This window comes from Cloacibacterium sp. DMC96 (genome assembly GCF_056313765.1).
Genome location: NZ_JBQUZQ010000001.1, coordinates 156335 through 179351, shown reverse-complemented (window position 1 = coordinate 179351; position 23017 = coordinate 156335). Strand labels below are relative to the sequence as shown.

The window sequence follows — 23017 nt, the reverse complement described above, 5'->3', positions numbered from 1 at the left end:
CAAGGTTTTTTTTATTTTTTTATCAAATTTATTTTTTCTAAAATCAGTTCATAACTATCAGAATTAAACGGAATTTCCATCTGATTAGTCATAACAATGGTTCCTCCGTTTGATTTATTAATAGAAATGAGATGATTAAAATTCACGATATAAGATTTGTGAACTCTTATAAATTGTGGATTTTCGGCTAAATTTCCTTCGAACATTTTCAGGTTTTTACTTGCTAGAATCTTCTTACCATCGGTCAAATGTATTTCTGAATACGCTCCTTCTCCTTTGATATAAATAATTTCATCTGGCAAAATAAGTTCTATTCCGTTGCTATGAGAAATTCCTATTTTTTTGGTTTCAGAAAAATCTTTTCCTAAGTTTTCGTGAAGCACTTTTATTTTCTGACTTGTTAATTTCTGAAATCTATTTACCGCTTCTAGCAATTCTGTAGGATTAATGGGTTTTAACAAATAATCTACCGCCGAAAGTTTAAACGCTTTAATGGCATATTCTTGATAAGCTGTGGTGAAAATTATTCCAAAATTTAAATCTTTTTCGTCAAAAAAATCTAGAATTTCTAATCCAGAATGTCCAGGCATTTCGATATCTAAAAACACCAAATCTGGCTTATGTTTATGAATAGATTTTACAGCATTAGGAATCCCATCACATTCTGCCACAATTTCTAAATGTGGCAAAAATTCTGCAATTAAATATCTAAGAGAAACTCTAGCTCTTTCTTCGTCATCTACAATCAGTGCTTTCATAATACATTCATGGGTTTTAGTTGAATTTTCACCAAAGTTCCTGTAGAAACTCCATTTTCGTTTTCCTTATTTTCTATGATGATAGAAACAGAATTTTTATACATTTTATTAAGGATTTCTACTCTTTTCTCTTGTGCTGAAGTTGCAAAAGAAGCTGGTTTTTGGTTGCCTTTTTGAGCATTAATAATTTTACTTTTTTCGATACCAATTCCATTATCTTCTATCCTAATACAGAGAAAATCTTTTTTCTGTTCAAAGGAAATGTTCAATATTTTTTCTTTTCTAGAATGCAGAAGCCCATGTTTAATAGCATTTTCTACATAAGGTTGCAGAAGCAAAACAGGAATATGAATTTTAGAAAGATGGTCCATATTTTTAGTAGAAATTTCATAGTGTAAATCTCCATTAAATCTTGCTTTTTCTAATTCCAAATACAGTTTCAGGGTTTCTATTTCTTCTTCTAAAGAGATGTAATCTTGTTCTGTAAATTCTAAAATTTTGCGCGTTAATCCAGAAAATTGAGACAAATAAGTAAGCGCTGGCTTTTTTTCATTGGTTAGAATATACGACTGCAAAGTATTGAGTGCATTATAGAAAAAATGCGGATTCATTTGCGATTTAAAAGCTTTGAGTTTCGAACTATTGCTCTCTTTTTCTAAACGAATGGTGTCAATTTCTAGCTGTTTGGTATAATTTATTTTTCTGATTTGATATCGATAATAAAAAATGATTAAAAAAATCAACAAACCTCCTACAAAAAGTATAAAAATCCAAGATTTCCAAAAAACTTGTTTTATGGTAAAATTCAATACAATAGGCGCTGCATTTTTATCTTCGGTTTTCAATGTGATTTGATAATCGCCTGCTGAAAGTGACGGGAAGTCTAATTTTCTAGAATTTTCGTCTGCGAGATGCCAATTTCCATTATTTATTTTATAAAAAACCTTGTATTTTTCTCCTGGAGTAAAATTGAGCAAAGCATATTTTAATTCCAAATTGTTTTCATCATTTTCAAATGATTTTTGAGCAGAAAAAGACGTGATTTTACCATTTACTTTCACCTCATCTAAAATTAATCTCGGAAAATTCTGATGTTCTTGATAAGAAAGCGGCAAGGATAAAATCCCCCTATTTACACCAATAAAAACCTTATCGCCTATTTCTGTAATTTGACTGAATTCAAAATCTTGGTTATAAGAAAGTTTTTTGTATTCTTTTCGAGTTTTAAAATCGTAGACAAAAATTCCATTGTCAGAGTTCAAGTACAATCTCTCATTAATCATTCTGATATTGAGAATTTTATTCTGAGAAAGCGACTGAAAAATACTTGGTTGAATGATTTTAAAGTCTTTTACTTGCAACAATTTATTATTCTGAGTAAGTGCAAAAATCTGCGAGCCATATTGAACCAATCTACTGATATACACAGATTTTTCTCGATATAAAATTTCTTGAGCTTTATTTTTTGAAACCACAAAAAGACCTTTATTGGTTGCAAAATATAGTCTTAAATTTTCCGCATCGAAAACCACAGATTTCCCTCTCACTTTATTGATTAAAGTATTCTGAGCTCCTAAAGTAATCTGAGGAGGAAAGATTTTTTGCCAATCCGTTTTTGTATTTCCAAAACTGAGAAAACCGCAAGTTCCGCTCGCTGCAAAAGCAAAGTTTTTCTCGTCTAGTGGAACAATATCTTTGATGGCTGCTTCGTCTTGGTAAACTAATTTTCCATTTTGGTCTAGAATTCTAAAACCATAAGAAGAAGTAAAAATATTCGGAGAATTATTGAAAGATTTCAACAAATAAATCTCGTGTTTATTTTCTCCCTTAAAAATTAACTTTTCGTTTTGATTTTCAATATTTTTCAGAAATAACTCTTCATTTTGTGTCCCGATGAGCAGTTGGTTTTTATACGCAGAAAGTGAAGTGATAATATTTTTACTTTCAAAAAACTGCACATGAAGATTGGGAACTAAGAAAATTCCATTATTAATGGTAGCAAACCAATAATTCTGATTTCTATCTTTATAAACTGTAGAAATGTTATATCCTTTGAAAAAAGGTTGTGCTAAATTCGTGCTAAAAGCGCCATCAGTAGTACAAAGCCAGTTTTCTTTTCCATCAAAAGACGTGTTTTGCACGAAAGTAATTTCTTTAGGAAGATTAACTTTAGAAAATGTATTGTTTTTAAAATAATACCCAAAACTCTCATGCTTAGAAGTAAAAAGCAAACCATTTTTGGTGTTTTGCATAATTCCCGCTCTGAAATTTTTAAGTGCTTCTGGAAGTTGAACTGCGGTTTTTCCTTTTTCATTGATGATGAGCAATTCATCTGCGAAAACATAAAAATTCTTTCCGTCGCTATGTGTAAAATTCAATTTTTTTTGATATATAGGATAAGATTTATTTTTCTTTCCCGTCTTCAAATCATAAACGATTACTCCTTCTTCTTCTACCGTAAAAAGCGAATTATTAATGACTCCAAATTTAAGATAACCAATAGGAATGTGAGGTTTGAACAATTTCAGTTGCCCTTTTTCTATAAAATAAAGATATCCATCAAAATTGCTATACCAAATTCTTCCATATTTATCTTCGCTGATACAAGAACCTGATTTAGAAGTCTGTTCATCTAACGCATAATTCTGATAATTTTTACCATCATATCTGAATAGACCTTGTTCTGTAGAAATCCAAATAAAGCCTTTTCTATCTTGGTATACATCATAAACCACTTCTGTAGGCATTCCGTTTTGCTTACTGAGATGGTAATAATAGGGAATACTATTTTGCGCAGAAATTACAAAATTTATTAAAACCGCGAGAAAAAATAAGACTTTCTTAATCATTATCAACAAAATTAACAATAATTCTTCTCACTCCGTTTCAGAGTTTACTAAAAACCATTTTGAATTAACGAAAATCTAAAAGTTAGTTACGTTAATCCAAAATCAGATTTGGTTAAATATGCTCCAGAACAAAGCATCACTAGAAATAATTTTGCAAAAAAAACATGAAGAAACACTTTAGCCAATTCTTACAAAAATTATATCGCTATTGGTTTATTGATGAAAACATAATTTAATATATAAAAACATTATGAGAAAAACTATTTCTATTCTCCTTCTTACTTGCTTTACTCTACAAGCAAATGCTCAATTCGGAAAACTCCTCACTAAAGTAGCCGAAAAAACATTAGGAACACCAGAAGGAGATGCCAAAAAAGCGATTACTCCAGACAAAAAGGACTTAAAGGCACTAGAAGAAGATGCTGCAGATCCTTTTTTAGAAAAACAAAATTTTAAAAAAGACGGACCAAGTGGAATCTATTACGCATCAGTTCCTTTAGGAATTAAAAATATTACTAATGGTAAGGTTTTAGCCCTTAAAAAAGTGTATTTAGAATTTGATGATGCTAATTTCAAAGTCAATCTTTATTCAAGATATCATTTCCAAAAAAACAGCGAAGGAAATCCAATTATTGATGCTCAATATACCACTTGGATTAGCTCTGGTGTAAATGCAAAATACAAAGCCATGCTATTGCAACAAATGAAATCCAAAGGAATTTTACATTACAGAGACTGTTATATGCCAGATATTGCATATGTACAGTATTTAGACAAAGATCCCGCAAAAGGTGTAAAAAAAGGAGAACTAAAAGGTTTGCTACAACTAGAACCAGGTTTATTTTACGCTTCAGACGAACCTTACGCAGCTTCGGGTGGTGATCCTTATGGACATAATTTATTTGAAGGACAACAATATTTATTCTTCTATAAAGCAGGAATGGAAGACAAAATTAAAAATTATACTCCTGCAAAAATTGCTCAAATCTTTAAAGATATGGACAAGAAAAAAGAAGAAGCTTATTCTGCAAATATGAATCTTCCTAAAAAAGCAACTCCAGCAAAAGCACCTTCTCAACAAGCAATGATGGCAGCAGTAAAAAAACGTGTAGCAGATTATGGATGGAAAGAAACGCCAATCTATTGTTACCCAACAAGTGAATGGGCTCCACAATATCAAGATTTAAGGAACAATCAGGGAATTTATGTGAAAACTTTAACTTCTAGAATTATGGCTATTGTAGCGGTTTTCAAAAAACCAGACGGAACTTGTGGATTTATGAATATGCAAATAGAACAGCAAAATTCTTATTCTGCACCAGGAAGTTTAGCCGAAAACTATATCACTCCACCTACAGATTATGCCAACTCTGGAATGGACCCGATAGATTGTGCTAAAGCAAACGCAAACAAGTAACCTTCTTCATATGATTACTGCGGGACTTTTCTATAAGTTCCGTGGTAATTTCTTTAAATTTTCTAAAAATGATGAAATTCAAATTAAACCTTTTTGCTCTTCTACTTCTTTTCACATTCAATGCATTACCGGCTCAAAAAACATTGAATATTAAAGAAAAAACAGTAGTGATTGTAATGCCTTCTAACGATAAAATTAACCAACTGAAAAAAGAATCGGCGAGTGAAGATGAGTTTTCTATGATTGTAGAAGATGGCTTATATTATTTAGATCAGGCCAAAATTTTCTTAAAAAAGAAAAACATCAAAACCATTAAAATCAATAGTTCGAATCAAGTAAGATTCTTAGAAAATGGCCGATTTAAGAAATTCAACATTAAAGAACTTTCTTGGGATATTATTTTTTACATGCCGAAAAAAAGTGCAAAACAAATAGATATAACAGACATAGAAAACGAATTTCAAAATTATTTTTTAACCATTAAAAACAAAAAATGATGAAAATAAAATCTCTACTCATTTTCACTTTGCTTATTTCTGTTTTGGCTTTTGCACAAACACCAATTCATCACTTTACATTTAATAATACATATTCTAATAGCAATTCTACTATACAACTTGGACAACTGAATGCCACTTTTCCGACTTCATTTGTTACCGGTAGAAATGGTGGACAAGCAGTGAATATTCCCAATGCTGGAGGTTTAAAAGCAATTATCAATAATTTACCATTAGGAAATAACCCTAGAACTGTTGCAACTTGGATAAAATTCAACCAATATAATGCAACCGGTGGAAGTTACATATTTAGTTATGGAAATGCTGTAAACGGACAAGCTTTTGGCCTTACCATGAACTACAATAATGGTTTAGAACAATACAATTGGGGTGCCGGTTATAGTGTAACAATCACCATAAATGAAAATTCTAATGTCTTTTTTAATAACGGACAATGGTATCATTTAGTAACGACTTATGATGGCTCTAAAATTAAAATCTATATGAATGGCACACTCATCAAAACACAAAATTTAGCAATCAACACATCTAACACAATCAATAATTTATTTAAAATAGGTGCTACTCCAAGTACATCTTCTGGAGGTACTCTTAATGCAGCGATTGATGATTTACAAATTTTTGACGTGGCACTAACAGATGCACAAGTTAACAGTTTATTCAATGGAACTCTAGCCACATCAGAATCTTCTAAAATGGAAAACCAAATTTCCATCTATCCCAATCCTGCAAAAGATGTTTTTTTTGTGAAATCTGAAACTCCTATTGCCAATATAGAACTTTATGATTTTTTGGGTAAGAAACTGAAAGAATCCACTTCCAAAGAAATGAATATTTCTTCTTTACCAAGAGGAAATTACCTTATAAAGATTACGGATAAAGAGGGAAATAATCAAACTAAAAATTTGATAAAAGAGTAATATCTTATAACAAAAAAGGACTTCAAAATAGAAGTCCTTTTTTATTGAATTTTTTTTGCGATTTGTTTTCTGTAAATGATTAAACAAAAAACTAAAAGCAAGCTTTCGTTAACTTAAAAGCAAGTTTGGTTAATTTGCTTAATTTTCAATAAATACTACCTATAAATTTAGCTAAATTTTTAAGTTATAATTATGAAGACAAAAGCATTTACTTTTTTACTGTTTGTATTTTTTTCATTTGGGAATGCACAAGTTACATCAGGGCTGATTCAATATTTTAAGTTTGATAATTCTTATACTAATGAAGCCAATACAGTTTCTTTTTCGCCTACTTCTTTTGATTATGATAGAAGTGGATATCCCAATTCTGCAATCAGAATGACCTACACTTTGCAATCTCAAGCTACCATTCCTGGATTACCTTATGGTAATGCTCCAAGAACTATTGCATTCTGGACAAGATCTTTAGCGGATGCGGGATTAAATTACGGACCAATTTTTACATACGGAACAGGCACCTCTGGAAACGCTTGTGGTGGTGGTGTAAGTGTAGATAGAACGATGTTTATGTCTCATACAGATAATTACACAGTAATGATGGGAGGAAATCCCAATAATGTAGGAACTTGGTATCATTTCGTGATGACTTATGACGGGACAACTGCAAAAATGTACAGAAATGGACAATTAATGGGTTCTATGACTAAATCGTGGAATACAATTAATAATTCAGATATTTTTAAATTAGGTATTGGTGTTGGTGGAGAACAATGGTTTAATGGCTTAATAGACGATTTAAAAATATATGACAGAGCTGTTTCAGACAGTGAAGTTACGGCTATATATAATGAACCCAATACGAATACTGTAGGATTAATAAAATCTTTTTCGTTTAATAACACTGCTGCAGATGATTCAAACAGCGTGAGTTTTACAACAAGTAATGCATCTTATCCTATAACTTATACTGCTGGAAGATCTGGAGCTGGCCAAGCAATGGTTACCACTGCTTCTGCTACAAGAGTTTGTAATATTCCTAATTTGCCACTCGGAAAAAGAGACAGGACTATTTCTTTTTGGTACTATCACACCTCTTTCAATCCTATAACTTCTTACGCATCATTAGGTTATGGCGGAACCTCACAATACAATGCCTTTGGATTTTACATGAATGCTAATAGCGTTAGTTTTTCTGGGGCTTCCTATGATGCTAGCTTTCCGAACGGAACCACAAATCCTTACCAATGGTATCACGCAGCTCTAGTTTTTGAAGCTGATAATGTAAAAATATATATAAATGGAGTAATAAAAGGCACTTCCCCTAAACCTTTAATAAACAGCACGTTAACTTCTTTTAGAATTAATGCTTTTGCTGGAGCGATAGATGATTTAAAAATATATGATCGAGCTCTTAAAAGTACACAGATTTTAAATTTATATCAAAATAATACGCTCAGCGCTTCTGAAAATAATCGCATGGCAAAAAGTACTATTTCCATCTATCCCAATCCTGCAAAAGATGTTGTCTTTGTAAAATCTGAAAAACAAATTACTAAGATTGAACTTTATGACTTTTCTGGTAAAAAACTGAAAGAATCCACTTCCATAGAAATAAATATTTCTTCTTTACCAAGAGGAAATTACTTTATAAAGATTACGGATAAAGAAGGAAATACACAAACTAAAAATTTGATAAAAGAGTAATATCTTATAACAAAAAAGGACTTCTATTTTGAAGTCCTTTTTTATTGAAATTTTTTTGCGATTTGTTTTCTGTAAATGATTAAACAAAAACCTATAATTAAATTTGCCCCACCTAAAATTAGAGATTCAAAAATTTTTAAACTCTCTAAATTTTCACTCATGTAACTTATTTTAAAGTAAGTGATAAATGAAGAAATGAAATAACCAAAATTATCAACAATCAAAAAGCCTCCAATCAAAACCATTCCTATTTGCAAAATAGTATCAGAATTGAGGTTACTTACTGTAATTTCATTATTATCAAAACCTTTATCCAGTTTAAAAAAATCAATGATTAAATCTGGTTTTTTGACAAATACATAGTAAACTGCGAGTATAAAAAGCGTTATTAAAATTAAAGTTACAATACTACTTATTGAAAAAAAATCATTAAATAGTAACTGCAAATTTCTTGGTAAAGAAGTAAATATCAGTAATAAAAATTGATAAAGCCCGAAAAGCTTTATCATGAGTCTGAAGAAGTCTTTGTTAGTCATATTTTAGTTTTTTTCTTTTATATTTTTTTAATTTCATTCAAAATTTCTTTTTCTGAAAACTCAGTTTTTTTTCAAATGAAATACTTTCAACACAAGATAACGTTAAAATTAAAATAAATGCAGGATATTTCATTTTTTTAAACCTCCACTTTAAATGCTTTATTTTTAACCATTCCTGCAATGGTGAGAATATCTTCGCCAATTAATCTGTCGTTTTCTAATTTTTTCACTTTTTCACGAATAATCACATAGTTTTCTTCGATGATTTTAGAAGATTTCAGCGGTCTACGGAACTCTAAACCTTGCGCTGCAAACATAAGTTCTATCGCTAAAATATTTTCTAAATTTCCTAAAACTTGATTAAATTTTCTACCAGAAATACTTCCCATAGAAACGTGGTCTTCTTGTCCCAAACTTGTAGGAACAGAATCTGCCGAAGCTGGGAAACAAAGCGTTTTATTTTCGGTAACCAATGCTGCAGTAGTATATTGCGGAATCATAAATCCAGAATTTAAGCCAGAACTTTCAATCAATAATTTCGGTAAACCATATTTTCCTTCTAATAAAAGATAACTTCTTCTATCCGAAATATTTCCTAATTCTGCAGCTGCCAAAGTCGCATAATCAATGGGTAAAGCCATTAATTGACCATGAAAATTCCCTCCAGAAATTGCTTCTTCATCAGAAATAACGATAGGATTATCGGTTACAGAATTCAGTTCTGTTTCTGCCATTTGTTTCAGGTGCTCATAAGCGTTTCTACTCGCACCGTGAACTTGTGGAACACAACGCATAGAATACGGGTCTTGCACTCTTCCGCAATTTTCGTGGTATTCTAAATTTTCAGAATTTTTAAGCAGTTTGGTCATTCTTTTCGCCACCAATTGACTGCCTTTATACGCTCTAATTTCGTGTAATTCTTTCTTAAAAGGACTTGCAGAACCTTGATAAGCTTCAATCGAAAAAGCAGCGGCTACATCTGCTAAATCTAATAAATACCTGAATTTATCTAATCCTAAAATTGCATGTGCTAGAATAAATTGAGTTCCATTAATCAGCGCTAAACCTTCTTTAGCTTGTAATTTTAAAGGTTGTAATTGATGTTTTTCTAAAACTTGGGCAGTTTCTACTGTATTTTCGCCTTCCCAAACTTTTCCTAAACCTAAAAGTGGTAAAACCAAATGAGAAAGCGGTGCTAAATCTCCGCTTGCGCCAACTGAACCTTGCTCTGGAACTACAGGAATAATGTCTTTTTCTAGCATGAGCATCAATCGTTCTACAACCTGTAAAGAAATCCCCGAAAATCCTTTTGACAAAGCGTGAATTTTACACACCATCATAATTTTTGAAAGTTCTTTAGCAATCGGTTTTCCTACTCCTACAGAATGCGAAATGATAAGATTTTCTTGTAACTGTGCTGTTTCTTCTTCGGAAATTTTCACATCACAGAGCGGACCAAAACCTGTATTAATTCCATAAACGGTTCTATCTGATTTTACAATCTTTTGTACATTTTGGTAAGAATTCTGGATTTGGGTTTTTGATTTTTTATCCAAATTTGCTTTTTGCTTACCATTGATAATATTGATGACATCTTGGTAAGTAAAGTGGTCTACTCCGTAAATTAACATTTTAAATTATTTTGTCTAAAATTACACAAATCCTTGCAAAGAAAAAAGCGAGAAAAAATCTCGCTTTTCGTTTATTTTTTTACCAGCGTTACGAGCTGACCTTCGAGTTGTGTAATGGCATCAAAAATCTGCTTAAATGCAGGGTAATATTCTTTAGGAAAATTATCCGAGTCTATTTTAACTGAGGTTTCTACAGTGATTTTGTTCCCTTCAGTGCTCACTAGATAAGAATAAACAATCCCTTCATCTTCGGTCTTAAATTTTTTAGACTTCGGAAGATTTTCAAATTTATAGTTATCTGGAATGGTAATTACCACTTTTTTTACCGTTTCGTAAGGAGAAAGAAACTCTATAGGATATTTTCTTTCTTCGGTTTGGTTAAATTCGTGGTTTTGTCGGTATAAAAATAGCAGTGGATTGAAAATTAATTTACCCCCAACTCCATCTACAAAACCGTCTGTATTGAAATCAAAACTGGTCTGAAACTCATTATCATTTACTACTTCTGATTTATAATTATTAAAATTAAAGGTGTATCTTTCTTTGTACTTTTTCTCGTAGTCTTGTTTATTGTCTATATATTCATCATAAGCAAGAATCGCAAAAGTTTTAGTATCTCTATCTTTAAAGTTGCCTTCAAAAGTAGTATCTTCATTCAGTTTAGCATCTACATTAAGATAAGTTTTACTTTCGATGAAATTATTAATTTGTAGAATTTCCGCTTTTTTATCTTTTAACAGAATAGCGTTATAGTTATAAGCTCTTGGTGGCAATAAGTTTGGCAAAGAAAATTTAGAAGTTGCATCATACAAATAGTAATTACCATTATCTTCTAAACAAGCTACTACATAATTAGGAGCACCAATTGTAGGAAATGCAATATTCAAAATTCCTCTATTTACAGTATTCATAATCATTGGACTTACATTAAGCCCAGCTTCTCTCATCAGCATAATTAAATAAAGATTAATCTCTGCACTATTTCCTATCTTAGTGTCTATTAAACTTTTAATACCATCTCCTGTAAATAACCCAACATTTCCGTCCCACGTATAAGTTGATTGCACAAATTTCAGAATTTTATTGGCTTTTTCTTTTGGCAAAGTCATGCTTAAAATATCTTGTGAAAGAACATTTCTTGCCAAAGATTTTTTACTTAATTGTCCTCCAAAATCATCATACTCTTTTAACTTATCTCTAATATCATCCCAACTTGTTGCGTAAGATTTAAATATGTTATTATAATTAGTAGAATTCAATTCTGGCCTTACACTGGTAATATAATTTCTTTCATTTTTCATGAAATTTTCGGCTTTAAAAGGCGGTACATTTTCAAAACCTAGCCTCAAACTGTAGTAATCTTGACCATACATCATTTGAGCCTTATCATCTTTATATTTTGGCATTAATCCTCCTTGAAAATTATAATTGTACCCAAAAAACTTAGGAAAATCAAAAATATATTCTTCATAAATAACAGGAATATCAAACTCCAAATAAGTTTTGTCTAGCAATTGTAAAAAAGGAGAATTTACTTGATACTGATATTCTATAATAGACCCATCTTTGACATTAGGAAAAGTAAATTTTTGAATAAATCTATTTTTTTGTTCCTTAGATCTAAATTTAGCGTCTTTTTCTACTTTAGAAGTAACAACTTTATCATTATCTAAATTGTAGGTTACAGCTTTGAGACCAGAAACCGACTCTTTTTCTCCATTTCCTTCATATAAAGGTATTTCTACATCTAGATATTGAGAAGATTTCTCTTTATTGTAAATTTTAATTCTTTTAAAGACTTTGGTTTCTAATTGTCCATTAATAATCAAATTACTAATAGAACTGTATAATATTTCTGCATGAGCATCTTCTTTGATGGTAGATTTCGTTTTAGAAAGGTCATTTTTATTAAATTCTGGATATTTCAAAAACTTGTGCTGCGAAAACACAAACATTGAAATAAAAAATAAAAAAACAGTTAAAATTTTAGTTTTCATGTATTAGATTTTAGTTAAAAGAATTTTAGTATTGTCTAGGTTATTGGTTTTTTTTCTGAACTCTATATATTCTTTGAATTTTTCTTTTGGATAAATATTTTTCAGAATCGTAATTTTTCGTTGAGTAACCAGTTTGCCATTTTCCATAGAAAATTGGAGAGAATAGCTGCCAAACTCTGAATTTAACTGTACAGATTTTGGAATTTCTGCTAACTTATATCCTTCTGGAATTTCTAGAGAAAAATTGTAAGTATCTTGATAAGAAAAATAGACTTCTAATGGTAATTTTCTGTCTTCATGACTAGTAGTTTGCATAAGATCTAAGAACGGCATTGCTCTTAAAATGATGTCATTTCCTAATTTTTTAGAATAATTTTTCGCTTGCAACTTCACTTCATAATTTATCAGCGCTTCATCTCTATTATTAGTCACATTATTAGCCTCCAGATTTTCCATATTAAGGTAATAAAATCTTTCTTTAAGCGCTTCCTTTACCTCATCTTTGTTTAAGGAAGTAAGTGGTCTTTGGAAATCATATTGTGCCCCAGAAAATCTAAATTTAGCATCCACATTTATACTATTATCTGGATTAAGTTTAACCTCTGCATTTAGAATTTCACTACTTTCTTCTGGTTTATAAGTAGGTGTATTGACTAACTTGATTTCGTCCTCAGAAATGGCCATCACATTTCTATCTAAAGAAGTATAATTCAAATGATTAAAAGCAATTTCTTGTGAAGTATTTTCTAACCAAATGTTTCCTTTTTCTGTAGGAATCATGAGAATAGCATGATTTCCAAACATTTTTGGAAAATCTTCAGAAAATTTTATCGGTGACCGATCATCTGTGATGATGCAGTAATAAGATTTAATTCCTGCCGCTTGCAATAATGTTCTCATGTAATTGGTTAATGCTTTACAATCACCATATCCTTTTTTTCTAACATCTTCTACCAACATAGGTTTCCAACCACCAATTCCTATTGCTACCAAAACATATCTGGTTTTGCTCTGCATGTATTGGAAAAGTTTTTTCACCTTATCATGAGTGCCTCCTGTTAAATTAAGTGCTGCAACTTCTGCTTGAAGTGCTGGTGTAATTTCTGAAACAGGCTGAATTAAACTTTGGTAATACCAATTCCCAAATTCATTCCACTGAGTAAGGTTTCCTTTTTTCCCTTCTAAGGAAAATTGATCTAACGAAAACTCAGCTTTTGGTAAAAAATCTATTAAACTAGGTGAGCGTGGTTCATCTTCTACTGCTGGAACATTAGAAAAACTGTAAAAATATTTTTGCCCATTTTCTGTAAATGAAATTTTCGCGAAATCCGCTTCATGAACCTTAGTTCTTAATCTGATTCCAGATTTATTATTAATCGCTAAACTCGTTTTTTCTGTAGAAATATTATAGCCATCAATTGGAAAAAAATCTGGCATAAATACTGTATTTCTTGTCTCTGTGGTATAAGAATACTGTATAGAATACGGATAAGAAATTGACATGTAATTTAGAAACAAAATTCTACTATCATCATAAAAAGAAAAACTAGGACTATGACTAGCATCTATAAAATCGCTTTTAGAATATTTCTTAATTACTTTTCCATTTTGGTCTAAAATAGACACTTTTATATTGCTTACCGAAACACTTTTATCATAAGGAATACGAATACTTGAAAAATTATCACCAGATTTATTCAGTATGGTAATGGTTTTATTGTAAGTCTGCACCATATTATCTATGGCATTAATATCAATAGTAGTTTCATCATTTCTTACTACAGCATTGGCTTTATGAAGTAAATTTTCTGGAATCGCAGAAACTGCATAATTTTGAGAAAATAGTAAAGTACTGAAAACAAGAAAGATAAAAGAGAAAAGCTTGTTCATAAAATGGTTTTGTTAGTTTTGGCTAAATTTAAGAAAAAACTTTTATTAAACAAACCTTTAAGAACTTGATAAAAATCACAAAAAAAAGCGAGAAAAAATTTTCTCGCTGTGTGAATTAAAAATTAAAATAAAAAGTTTATGAAGTTTGTGTTTTACTGAGGTGTATTTTGTGGTTTCATTCCGCCTTGTTTTCCTCCTTTTCTCATGGCTTTATTTTTCCATGCGTCTCTTTGTTTCTGCATGTTTTCTAATCTTTGTTTTTGCCATTTATCATATTGTTCAGGCGAAAGGATTTTTTTCATTTCTGCATCATGAGCATCTCTTTTCGCTTGCATTTCTTGTTGTCTTTGCTTTCTCATTTCTTCCATTTTTGCTCTATTCGCTTCTCTTTCTGCATTATTTTTTTCTTGCAAAGCTTTTATTTGTTCCACTTGCTTTTTAGAAAGATTAAGTTCTGTAGTCATCTTGTCTAAATGAGCTTGTTGTCTTTCTTTCGCTTTCTGAACCATTTCTGCTTTTTTAGCTTCTCTTTGTTCTGGCGTAAGTTTTTGTCTCTCTTGTCCGAACATGAATACTGCACCAAAAATGGCTGCACTTAAAATTATTTTCTTTGTCATTTTTTTGTAATTATTTGGTTAATTATCTTTTTGATGACAAAACCTTACCAAGGTTAAATGCTGAAAAGCTAAAATTTTGTTAAAAAAACTTAACTGTATTTTTCAATAAGGTTTTTAATGACTTCTTCTGTTTCATCAGGAAAATTGACTTGTATAGGTTCTGCATTGTTGAGCCAATGATTTAATTTTTGGTCAAATTCTTTTTCACTCCAAATCACAGTTGCTCCCATTTTTTCGGCAGCCAAAGCATTGCATTGCTGTTCATACTGATGAAACATAGGCACACACAAAAGTTTTTTGCCCAAGAATAAAGCTTCAGCGGGACCTTCGAAACCGCCACCCGTTAATAATCCTTCGGATTTTCCTAGAGATAGATTAAATTTTTCATTATTCACCTTATAGACTTCTACATTTTCTTGAGAATAATCTTCGCGAGTATGTTTAGAAAAAACTTGAAATTTCTGGTCGGGATGTTTTGATAATTTTTTCAAAATAAATTCATCTGAGTATGCAGGAAGATAAACCGTGTAATGTCCTAAATTTTCTGGTTTTAGGTTCCTTATTTCCGAACGAATGACTGGAGTTCTGATAAAATCATCATATCGCTCGAAGTGAAATCCCACTTTATCAGTAGCTGGAGCATAATTTTTGAGAATGATTGCACCCAAATGAATTCCAGAAATAATAGGCGTTTTAGGAGACAAAAATGCTGATTGATGACTCAGCGCAACCGATTTTTTCCCTCTCAGTTTACAAGCCCAAGCCGTAACAGGTTCAAAATCATTAATCACCAAGTCATAATCTTTTACAGGGAGATTTCTAATATCTTTTATCAATTGTGAAAAATCTGCTTTTCGGAAACTGCTTTTGTAGTCTATTCCACCTTTGGTTCCGAAATCAAACCCGAAACCTTTGAATTGATATTTTATTTCTTCATCTAGATCTACATCGGCTTGAGTTCCACTGATGAGAATATCTAGTTCGCCATATTTTTTGAGGATGGGAATAATTTCTCTTGCTCTGGAAACATGTCCGTTTCCTGTTCCTTGAATCGCGTATAAAATTTTCATAACTACGAAGTTAGAACAAAAATTTTCTCAAAATTCAAGTTTAAATAAATTTAATGTTAAAAAAAAAAGCGAAACTAAAGTTCCGCTTTTGTGTGAATGTAAAAAATTAATTTGATATGAAGAATTACTTCTCTTATTTAAAATAATCAAATCTCGTGCCTAAAAATTGGTTTATGTTTTTTATCATAAAAAATGAGGAACAATAGAATTGTTCCTCATTTAAAAATCAAAATATTGGAATGTAAAGTATGATGTTTCTATCTAAATCCGCCACCTCTGTTTCCGTTACTGTTTCCATTTCCTCTACCATTATTACCAGAAGAACGATTTTCTGAAGCTTTGTTTTCTTGGCCTTGATTTCTAAAACCACCGCTTCTTACTGCGTCATTTCCTCTGTTTTGGTTTTCACTTCTTTGAGGAGAAACGCTTCTGAAGCCTTCATTTCTAGATGGTTGTTGACTTTGGTTCCCGTAGTTTCTGTCATTATCATTTCTAGAATCTGAGCTTCTAAATCCGCCATTATCTCTAGGTCTTTCATCAGATGAACCTGATCTGAAACCTGAATTTTCTCTAGATTTTTCGAAATTTCTATTGTCATTATACACTCTATCATTATTTCTGAAACCTCCTGTTCTGTAAGCATCATTTTTAAATATTCTTACATCTACATTTCTATATCTAGGAGTCACATAAACCGTTGGTCTATAATGTTTTACTCTATAATTTTGATAGTAAACAATTGGATTATAGTTTCGATAATATCTTTGATAATACACTACGTAAATTCTAGGACCTAAAATTCTTTCTAATGCAATAAATCTATCATAATACCATCTGTTAGGATTATATCTGTAATATCTGTGCCAGTTTCCGTAATTAGAGAAACGTGAGTTTAAAATTCTTATCTCTCTGATTTGATAAGGAGAAAGCCTGAATTCTACAAAAAATCTGTCCCAATTGATGCTGATAATCGTGTTCCTGTAATCATTATAATATCCTCTATATAAATCATTGGTGTAATAATCATTAGGATATTCATAATAATATTCGTCTGGATAATTGTAATCATCATAATAATATTCATAGCCATAATTGTTGCCATAATCATCATTAGGATAATATTGTGCGTATGAAATTCCTGTAACTGATAACGCAGAAACGAGGAATAATTTTGTGAATATAGATTTCATCTTCTTAGTTATTTAATGTTCTATTAAGCATTATTAAAAATACGTGCCAAACTTTCTATTTTTTGATAACGAAAGGTTGTATATTTTTAAAAATGTAGAATTTAAGCCATATTTACTAACTAAGAATTTGATGTAGAAAAATAAAAAAAGTTAAAATCTGAACTCGATTTTAACTTCTTTATTGTGTAACTGAGTAGTTATAATCTCAATTATTGTCTGTTTGATTCACTTACAAACTGTGCAATTTTATCATTAAAATGTTCTTTTTGTAATAAATCTTCTAGTGCAATATGCATTCTGTATCTCCAATAATGAGGGAAAACCGCTGGATTATTGATTCTCTCGTCATCTGCATAAGGATTTACAATTTCATAATCTGTAGCAAAATACTCTTGAATTGGGAAAATCGCTAACATCGCTTGAGAATGCAAATGCTGTTTCATAATAATCTCTGCCAATTCTGGAAGAAGTTCCGAAGGCGCAGTTCCGTATTGATTAAGCTGATTATTATAATAATTTTGTGTAAGTTCTCTGTTTTCTTTCCACCATTGTCTTAATGTAGAACTGTCGTGAGAAGAAGCCGTAACTACGTTCATATAACCTGCATTTTGAGGATTGTAATACGGAACATCTTCTTTTGGCGAACGCTGAACTTTTAATGCTGTAATTCCTAAAGCATCCATCACTCCAGGAACACAATCTGGAACCAAACCTAAATCTTCGCCACAAATTAACATATCTGTTGCAGAAAGCAACATAGGTAATTTTTCCATGGCTTTTTCATGCCAAAGTCCATCTTGTCTTCTGAAGAAATAATCGATATACAATTCATGCAATGCATTCTTTTCCCAATCAGAAAGGTGTTGATAGGAAGATGTTTTTTGAATGTTAAATCTTGGATGATAAACAATGTCTTCGCCATTATTTTCGGTTAAGAATAACACATTCGCGGCAAGTGAAATCAGTTTTTCTTCCATCCAATCTCTAGGATGTGTTTTAAAATAATCTACTAATTTTCTTTGCGAATCATATTCTGGTTTGAAATGATACACTCCATTTTCTTGATACAAGAAATGTTCTGCAATCACCTCTTTTTCGTAACCGAAATTATCCCAAAGAATTTGGTCATTGATAAAAGGTCTGCAATATCTGTCATAATTAAATGGAATATGTCTTGCCGAAAATTCTTGCAAAGTCACAGGAACTGCAGGATAAAAATACCCTAAAATTCCTTGTGTAGCAGTCATTGGCATTCTCCAAATTCTGAAAAATCCTAGAATATGGTCTATTCTCATCGCATCAAAATAGCGCGCAATTACGTTAAAGCGTTTTTTCCACCAATCGTAATTGTTTTCTTTCATCACTTCCCAATTATAAGTTGGGAATTCCCAGTTTTGACCTAAGTCAGAAAATTCATCAGGTGGTGCTCCTGCTTGAAAATCCATTCCGAAAAGTTCTGGTTCAGTCCATGCATCAGCAGAAAATCTGTAAATACCGATTGGCAAATCTCCTTTCAGAGAAATTCCCAAACCGTGAGTATAATCTACAGCATCTTTTAACTGTAAATGCAACTGATATTGCACCCAAGAATGAAGCATTACGCTTTCAAATTCGGCATGTTTTGCATCAAAAAATTGAGAAATTTTTCCTGCAACGTATTTTTTATGCGTTTTCCAATTATTGAAATTAGGCGTGTTATTTTTGTCTCTTAAAACACAAAAGGCTGCATAAGGTTTCAGCCAATCTGCATTTTCTTTCAAGAATTTTAAGAAATCTTTGTCTTTAAGAATTTCAGATTTATTTTCCTCAAAAACAGCTTTGATGAATTTCCATTTTCCTGAAATCATTTGTTCATAATCCACAAATTTTTCAGCATTTAATTCATCTTTTTTGTGCTTATATTCTACTTTTAAATTTTCAGGAATTGAATACTGCAGATTTTCTAAACTCAAATACTGAGGATGCAATGCATACACCGAAATCGCCGCATAAGGATAAGAATCCGTCCAACTGTAATTAGCGGTAGTATCATTAATCGGCAAAATCTGAATGATAGAAAGATTAGTTTTATGTGCCCAATCTGCTAATTTTTTAATATCTGCAAACTCACCAACTCCAAAACCGTTTTCGCTTCTTAAACTGAAAACAGGAATGGCAACTCCCGCTGCTTTGTAAAGCTGTTCGGCATTAAATCTAAAATAATGATCTGCATGAATTTGTAAAACTTCTGCATCTTGATTTGGGAAAGCTAATCTATTTTCGCCGTATTCTACTGCAATGATTTCGCCTTTTTTCTCGTCAAAAATTCCGTATTTATACTGTACAAATTCTTTTTGTTTTTTTAAATCTACCGCCAATTCCCAAACACCAACAGAAGTTTGAGCCATTTTTGGAGCGTCGGCATAACTCCAGTTACCCAAAACTTCATTATTTCCCAAAATCACCATCTTCCAATCAGGCGAATACAGCGGAGCTTCTATTCTGAAATGATGCGTATGTTTTTTAAGAATTGCAACTTTCTCTGCTTTGAAATCTCCTAGTTTATTTTGAAGAATCTTATTATTGAGATAGTTTTCGGGGAAGTTTTTATTGTTCCAGACATCATAAATGTTATACTCTTGGAAATTATTCACAAAATTCAATCGATGATGGCAAATCTCCTCATTAATGATTTGATTATTAGCATCTAGAACCAAATATTTGTATTCTATAGATTTAGAGAAAAAATCGATTTCGCCCTTCCAATTTCTATTATCCGAGAAATGAAGGTCATGTGTTTTCACATTTTTCCCTTCAGAAACTTGAATGGCTAACCTCTGCCCAAACTCAGTTCCATAATTAATAGTGAAATATAATTTCATTTTTTTCGTTTTTCAACTCACGAATTTACAAAAATATATATGCTTTAGAAAAAATTAATTATATGATTTTTAATTTGTTTCTGATTATTTACGTCTTTAAATAAAGGGATTTAATGTCTCTTCATGATACAATAATATCTAGTAAAGTATCTAAAAAATCAATGTATTTTAAAAATTTTATTCTGTCGAAAATTTATCATTTTTAGTAAAAAATACTCCCAATTTGCAAACAGGAGTTTCTTTTCAAGAAAACAAAAAACCCTTTCTGCATTTAGAATACAAAAAGGGTAAATTATAAAAATTTTATTTTTTTTAATTTAAAACGTAAGAAGTTCCTTCTCTTCCGTCTTTCAATTCTATGCCTTGTTCTAATAACTTATCACGAATTTGGTCAGAAAGCTCAAAATTTTTGGCTTTTCTGGCTTGATTTCTTAACTCGATGAGAACCTGCAAAGTTTGGTCTAATTTTGAATTGTTATTTTCTTCAATATTTTGTAAACCTAGAACATCAAATACAAAAGCATTCATCAAGGTTTTTAATTCTTCTAAATCTTCAGAAGTAATATTTTCTTTACCATCTTTCAGTTTAAAAATAAAACTTACCGCTTCAAAAAGATGAGAAATCAAAATTGGTGAATTGAAATCATCATTCAACGCATCATAACATTTTTGTTTCCATTCTTTTAAATCAAAACTAGAAGACGCTTCGACTCCGCTCAGCGTGACAGTGTTTAAAACTTTCAAACTTTCCATTAAACGCTGGAAACCTTTTTCTGAAGCCAACATTGCTTCATTTGAAATATCAAGAACGCTTCTGTAATGCGCTTGTAAAAAATTAAAACGAACTACAGTTGGATGAAACGGTTTTTCAAAAAAATCATTTTCACCAGAAATTAATTGCTGCGGAAGAATGTAGTTTCCTGTAGATTTACTCATTCTTTGTCCGTTCATGGTCAACATATTCGCGTGCATCCAATATTTCACTGGCGAAACACCGTTGCAACCTTTACCTTGAGCAATTTCGCATTCGTGGTGCGGAAATTTAAGGTCCATTCCACCTCCGTGAATATCAAATTGTTCACCTAAATATTTAGTAGACATCGCTGTACATTCAAGATGCCAACCTGGGAAACCTTCTCCCCAAGGTGAAATCCATTTCATAATATGTTCTGGACTGGCTTTTTTCCAAAGGGCAAAATCTTGTGGATTTTTCTTTTCGTTTTGTCCGTCTAAATCGCGGGTATTGGCAAAAAGTTCGTCGATATTTCTTTTAGAAAGTTCACCATAATTTCCTCCTTTTTCGTTGTAAGCACGAACATCAAAGTAAACAGAACCGTTGCTTTCATAAGCCAAACCTTTTTCGATTAAATCTTTGGTGAGTTCTATCTGTTCGATGATGTGACCAGTTGCAGTTGGCTCAATCGTTGGAGGCAAAAGATTAAATTTTTCTAAAACTTTATGAAAATCTACGGTATATTTTTGTACAATTTCCATAGGTTCCAGTTTTTCGAGGCGAGATTGCTTCACGAAACGGTCGTTATTTACATCTCCATCGTCAGTTAAATGCCCCGCATCTGTAATATTTCTTACGTAACGAACATCATAACCCAAATGTTTCAAACTTCTATAAATAAAGTCGAAATTCATAAAAGTTCTCACATTTCCTAAGTGCACATTGCTGTAAACGGTTGGTCCACAAACGTACATTCCTACTTTGTTGCCGTTAATAGGTGTGAAAATTTCTTTTTCCGCAGAAAGCGAATTGTATATTTTAAGTTGCATTTAATTTTTATTTAATGATTGATAGATTTAAAAATTGAAAGATTTCTTCCTACTTCGTTCCTCTTAGGCGCAATGATTTTAGCAACAACAAATAATTGTAGTTGTAAAAATCTGGTGTGATATTTTTTTAAATCTGGTCATTTTTTTAATACAATTTTTCTAAAAAAAACAAAACCAACACTCACCAACAAACTTACAGTTATTAATTCTACTCTCAAAAAACCAAAAAATAGAACCTCAAGTTTAGAAGGAATTTTTCCTTCAAAAGAAACATATGTAAAGTCTGCATGATTAAAGTAATAGGGATAAAAAATTTGGTAAATCTGATAAACTCCAAAACATAAAATTAACAAAAAAGTAAGAAGAAAAATAATAAAAAGGTCTTTTTTTTCAATTTTCATATTCTAATAATCTCTTTAACACATCTTCTAATTACCTAATTATCACATCACCTAATCCAATTTCGCATGACTTCCTACGTAATGTAAGAATTCTTGTCTGGTAATAGGATTGGTTCTGAAAATTCCGCTTAATTCTGCGGTAATCGTAGAACTTGCAGTGTCTTTTATTCCTCTACAATTTACGCAAAGGTGTTTAGCATCGATAATACAAGCTACATCTTTCGTTCCCAGTGCTTCTTTTAAAGCATCTACAATCTGCATCGTTAATCTTTCCTGCACTTGCGGACGTTTTGCGTAATAATCTACAATTCTATTGATTTTAGAAAGCCCAATTACGTCTCCGTTTGAAATATAAGCAACGTGCGCTTTGCCAATAATCGGTAAAAAATGATGCTCACAGAAAGAATATACGGTAATATCTTTCTCTACCAGCATTTGTCTATACTTATATTTATTGCTGAAAGTAGAAATCCCTGGTTTGTTTTCTGGCAAAAGTCCACCAAAAATTTCGTTTACATACATCTTAGCAACACGTTTTGGTGAATCTTTCAGAGAATCATCGGTCATATCAAGACCTAAAGTGTGCATAATCTCTGCAAACTTTTCTTCTATAATTTTTATTTTTTCTTCTGGTGTCTTTACGAAAGCATCCTCACGAAGCGGAGTATGGTCTTTGCCTGTAAAAACATCATCATCGTTTTCAAAAAAGTTACTCATAGTCTGAAATAATGTCACAAAATTAAGAATTAATCTCTAAATCATATTACTAAAATATTATTAGACTGATTTACAATAATTTAAAATCAAAATATATGAAAAAAATTTGTATTGGCACAGAATTTTATATATTTGCACTTGAATTAACAAAAATTTTTA

Annotated in this window: 16 protein-coding genes; 4 read left to right on the top strand and 12 right to left on the bottom strand. The window is 31.2% G+C overall.

Features of this window, described 5'->3' with window-relative positions; all coding sequences use genetic code 11:
- Positions 1-11 precede the first annotated feature (11 nt).
- Positions 12-758 (bottom strand): LytR/AlgR family response regulator transcription factor, encoded by a 747-nt coding sequence (locus tag ACT53I_RS00795; protein ID WP_476078004.1) that lies wholly within the window; start codon positions 756-758, stop codon positions 12-14.
- Complete coding sequence (locus ACT53I_RS00790) at positions 755-3607, bottom strand: sensor histidine kinase (protein ID WP_476078003.1); 2853 nt, start codon at positions 3605-3607, stop codon at positions 755-757. Before ACT53I_RS00790 ends, ACT53I_RS00795 begins: the two co-directional genes overlap by 4 nt.
- 250 nt (positions 3608-3857) lie before the next feature.
- Between ACT53I_RS00790 and ACT53I_RS00785 the strand changes: the two genes are divergently transcribed.
- The 4 genes from ACT53I_RS00785 to ACT53I_RS00770 all read left to right on the top strand — a co-directional run bounded on the left by ACT53I_RS00785 (position 3858) and on the right by ACT53I_RS00770 (position 8166).
- Positions 3858-5024, top strand: coding sequence for a hypothetical protein (locus ACT53I_RS00785; RefSeq protein ID WP_476078002.1), 1167 nt, complete (start codon positions 3858-3860; stop codon positions 5022-5024).
- A 68-nt stretch (positions 5025-5092) separates the two neighbouring features.
- Positions 5093-5521, top strand: coding sequence for a hypothetical protein (locus ACT53I_RS00780; RefSeq protein WP_476078001.1), 429 nt, complete (start codon positions 5093-5095; stop codon positions 5519-5521).
- Positions 5518-6462, top strand: a complete 945-nt coding sequence (locus tag ACT53I_RS00775; protein WP_476078000.1) for a LamG-like jellyroll fold domain-containing protein — start codon at positions 5518-5520, stop codon at positions 6460-6462. Before ACT53I_RS00780 ends, ACT53I_RS00775 begins: the two co-directional genes overlap by 4 nt.
- Positions 6463-6654: 192 nt before the next feature.
- On the top strand, positions 6655-8166 hold the full coding sequence (locus tag ACT53I_RS00770) for a T9SS type A sorting domain-containing protein (RefSeq protein WP_476077999.1): 1512 nt from the start codon (positions 6655-6657) through the stop codon (positions 8164-8166).
- 41 nt (positions 8167-8207) lie between these two features.
- On the opposite strand, the gene ACT53I_RS00765 is transcribed toward ACT53I_RS00770, so the two are convergent.
- The 10 genes from ACT53I_RS00765 to folE all read right to left on the bottom strand — a co-directional run bounded on the left by ACT53I_RS00765 (position 8208) and on the right by folE (position 22858).
- Positions 8208-8702 (bottom strand): hypothetical protein, encoded by a 495-nt coding sequence (locus ACT53I_RS00765; protein WP_476077998.1) that lies wholly within the window; start codon positions 8700-8702, stop codon positions 8208-8210.
- Positions 8703-8839: 137 nt separating this feature from the next.
- Positions 8840-10333 carry a histidine ammonia-lyase gene (hutH, locus tag ACT53I_RS00760; protein ID WP_476077997.1) on the bottom strand — a complete coding sequence of 498 codons (1494 nt, stop codon included), beginning with the start codon at positions 10331-10333 and terminating at the stop codon, positions 8840-8842.
- 71 nt (positions 10334-10404) lie between these two features.
- Positions 10405-12330: a hypothetical protein gene (locus ACT53I_RS00755; RefSeq protein WP_476077996.1), complete on the bottom strand. Its 1926-nt coding sequence runs from the start codon at positions 12328-12330 to the stop codon at positions 10405-10407.
- Positions 12331-12333: 3 nt separating this feature from the next.
- Positions 12334-14220, bottom strand: coding sequence for a DUF3857 domain-containing protein (locus tag ACT53I_RS00750; RefSeq protein ID WP_476077995.1), 1887 nt, complete (start codon positions 14218-14220; stop codon positions 12334-12336).
- A 152-nt stretch (positions 14221-14372) separates the two neighbouring features.
- A complete protein-coding gene (locus ACT53I_RS00745) occupies positions 14373-14837 on the bottom strand; it encodes a hypothetical protein (RefSeq protein ID WP_424305082.1) in 465 nt (154 codons plus the stop codon).
- Positions 14838-14926: 89 nt separating this feature from the next.
- On the bottom strand, positions 14927-15907 hold the full coding sequence (locus ACT53I_RS00740; protein ID WP_476077994.1) for a glycosyltransferase family protein: 981 nt from the start codon (positions 15905-15907) through the stop codon (positions 14927-14929).
- Positions 15908-16164: 257 nt separating this feature from the next.
- A complete protein-coding gene (locus ACT53I_RS00735) occupies positions 16165-17097 on the bottom strand; it encodes a hypothetical protein (protein ID WP_476077993.1) in 933 nt (310 codons plus the stop codon).
- Between the two features lie 209 nt (positions 17098-17306).
- On the bottom strand, positions 17307-19958 hold the full coding sequence (locus ACT53I_RS00730) for a 4-alpha-glucanotransferase (RefSeq protein ID WP_476077992.1): 2652 nt from the start codon (positions 19956-19958) through the stop codon (positions 17307-17309).
- A gap of 312 nt (positions 19959-20270) precedes the next feature.
- A complete protein-coding gene (cysS, locus tag ACT53I_RS00725) occupies positions 20271-21740 on the bottom strand; it encodes a cysteine--tRNA ligase (RefSeq protein ID WP_476077991.1) in 1470 nt (489 codons plus the stop codon).
- A gap of 452 nt (positions 21741-22192) precedes the next feature.
- Complete coding sequence (gene folE, locus ACT53I_RS00720) at positions 22193-22858, bottom strand: GTP cyclohydrolase I FolE (RefSeq protein ID WP_104794236.1); 666 nt, start codon at positions 22856-22858, stop codon at positions 22193-22195.
- Positions 22859-23017: the final 159 nt, after the last annotated feature.